Annotated in this window: 2 protein-coding genes; both read left to right on the top strand. The window is 76.1% G+C overall.

Translation table 11 applies throughout. The features are described from left to right. On the top strand, positions 1-790 hold a 790-nt coding region (locus tag HO151_RS02590; protein WP_254594653.1), incomplete at its 5' end, for an acyl carrier protein. Between the two features lie 18 nt (positions 791-808). Next, the coding region (locus tag HO151_RS02585) for a beta-ketoacyl synthase N-terminal-like domain-containing protein (protein ID WP_173894505.1) at positions 809-1,971 on the top strand (1,163 nt) is incomplete at its 3' end.

Genomic DNA, 1,971 nt, shown 5'->3' with positions numbered 1-1,971 from the left:
CGACGACGGCGGCGCCGACCGCCTCCTCGCCTCGCTCGCCGAGGCGTGGACGTACGGCGCCCCCGTGGACTGGGCCGCCGTGCTGCCCCCGCCCACGCGTGCGCACGTCCCCCTGCCCACCTACGCCTTCCAGCACGAGCGCTACTGGCTGCCCACCCCGGGCCGGTCCGCCGGCGCCGCGACGACGGCCGGCACCGCCCCGGAGTCCCCGGCCGGACCGCCCGGACCGCCCGCACCGCCCGCGACGGACCCCGCGGCCGGACTCGCCGCACGGCTCGCCCCGCTGGACGGGACCGACCGCCGCCGCACCCTCCTCGATCTGGTCGTCGCACACGCCGCCGCCCTGCTGGGACACCCCGACGCCGCGTCCGTCGAACCCGGACGGCCCTTCGTCGAGGCGGGGCTGGACTCGATGCTCGCCGTGGCGCTCAGGAACAGGCTCGGTGAGGCGACCGGGCTCCCGCTGTCGTCCACCGCGGTCTTCGACCACCCCACACCCGCCCGGCTCGCGGCCCACCTCGACGAACGGCTGGGCGCGCCACCCGGACCGGAGCGGCCCGTCCTCGCCCAGCTGGACCGCCTCGCCGACGCGCTGGCCGGCGCGGACACGGACACGTCCGAGGCCGGCGAGATCGGCAACCGGCTGCGGGACCTGCTGCGCGCCTGGAACAGCCGGACGCGCGAGGGCGGCGACGGGGCGGCGGCCGCCGACACGACCACCACCACGGACACGACCACCGCCACGGCCGACGAACTCTTCGAACTGCTCGACAACAACTACGGCGCCTGAGGGAGAAGCGGGACACCCATGCCGGACAACGACAAGCTCCTCGAATACCTCAGGCGCGCCACGGCGGACCTGGGGGACGCCAGGCGGCGCCTGCGCGAGGCGGAGGACGCCCGTCACGAGCCCGTCGCGATCGTCGCCATGAGCTGCCGCTACCCCGGCGGCGCCGACACCCCCGAGCGGCTGTGGGACCTCGTCGACAGCGGTACCGACGCCATCACCGAGTGGCCCGTCGGCCGGGGCTGGGACACCGGGGCGCTCTACCACCCGGACCCCGGCCATCCCGGCACCTCCTCCACGCGCCACGGGGGTTTCCTGCACGACGCCGCCGACTTCGATCCGGGCTTCTTCGGGATCTCGCCGCGCGAGGCGCTGGCCATGGACCCGCAGCAGCGCCTCGTCCTGGAGACCGCCTGGGAGGCCGTCGAGCGCGCGGCCGTCGATCCGGCCGCGCTGCGCTCCACCCGGACCGGCGTGTTCATCGGCGCGATGCGCAACGACTACGGCAGCACCTCGCGCGACGTCCCCGAACTGCAGGGACTCCTCGACACGGGTACGGCCGCCAGTGTCGTTTCGGGCCGCGTCGCCTACACGCTGGGCCTCGAAGGCCCCGCGATCAGTGTCGACACCGCCTGCTCGTCGTCCCTGGTGGCCCTGCACCTGGCGGTCCGTTCGCTGCGCTCCGGCGAGTGCTCCCTCGCCCTCGCGGGCGGCGTCGCGGTGATGGCCACGCCGGACGCGTTCGTCGCCTTCAGCCGTCAGCGGGCCCTGTCCGCGGACGGGCGCTGCAAGGCGTTCGCGGCCTGCGCCGACGGTACCGGCTGGTCCGAGGGCGCCGGTGTCGTCGTCCTGGAGCGCCTCGCCGACGCCCGCCGCAACGGCCATCCGGTCCTCGCCGTCGTCCGGGGCTCCGCCGTCAACCAGGACGGCGCGAGCAACGGCCTGACCGCGCCCAGCGGCCCCGCACAGGAACGCGTCATCGCCGACGCCCTCGCCGACGCCCGCCGCAACGGCCATCCGGTCCTCGCCGTCGTCCGGGGCTCCGCCGTCAACCAGGACGGCGCGAGCAACGGCCTGACCGCGCCCAACGGCCCCGCCCAGGAACGCGTCATCCGCCAGGCCCTGGACAGCGCCGGGATCGCACCGGCCGACGTGGACGCCGTCGAGGCGCACGGCACCGGCAC

The sequence above is a fragment of the Streptomyces sp. 8P21H-1 genome (genome assembly GCF_013302945.1).
Note: the sequence above shows the minus strand (reverse complement) of the source record. Positions and strands in the feature narration are given on the sequence as shown.